The 816-nt window shown below is 43.0% G+C and carries 1 rRNA gene; it reads right to left on the bottom strand.

Annotated features, from left to right (window positions below):
- Positions 1-111, bottom strand: a 23S ribosomal RNA gene (locus AC1FXP_RS23535); the annotation flags it as partial.
- Positions 112-816 lie beyond the last annotated feature (705 nt).

Below are 816 nucleotides of genomic sequence, written 5' to 3'. Positions count from 1 at the left end.
ATCCTCGGATCAAAGCTCACTTACAGCTCCCCGAGGCGTTTCGCCGTTCGTCGCGTCCTTCTTAGGCTCCTAGTGCCAAGGCATTCACCGTGCGCCCTTTCTAACTTAACCAAATTGCTACAGATAACCTTCGTATTTCTTCGTCAGCTGCGTGGTCCTCAGTCATGTCACGTACGGGTGTACGCTCCATTCTTTCGGCCACTTGCTTCCTCGAACTACTCGGTTCTCTTTGCAATTACATTTTGGCTGCAGATCTTCTTCGCATTTCTTCGTCAGCTTCGTGGATCTCAGTCATGTCACGTAGTAAACTACGCTCCATTCTTTCGACCACTCGCTTCCTCGAACTGCTCGAAGCTCTTTGCCAAAAACGATCTATTTAAAAAAGTCGTTTTTGAATTCTTGACGTTCGTTCAACTTCTCTTATAAATAAGATACCGATGAACTTACTATTGTTTCTATTTGCATTATCTAGTTTTCAAAGAACCCAAATCTACTGATCTATTTGATATCAAATCAGTTTCTTCTATATTAATTGAGAGTAAGTTCTCTCAAAACTGAACAAGGCTACTGACTTCAATTACATCATGTAACACTTCTCAGTGACTGCTACGTGCTGCCTTGCTCCGAGGAAGCTTGCTTCGTTAGCAAACACTCGTAGACGCAGGAGCAAAAGCATTTAAATAGAGAGTTTTGAGTCCTCTCAAAACTGAACAAAAGACCAAAGCTTCAAACAACATGAAGTTGTCTGTCGACTAGAGTTAAACTCCATAGAAAGGAGGTGATCCAGCCGCACCTTCCGATACGGCTACCTTGTTA

It is taken from the genome of Halalkalibacter sp. HAAS-P013 (assembly GCF_056619925.1).
Note: the sequence above shows the minus strand (reverse complement) of the source record. Positions and strands in the feature narration are given on the sequence as shown.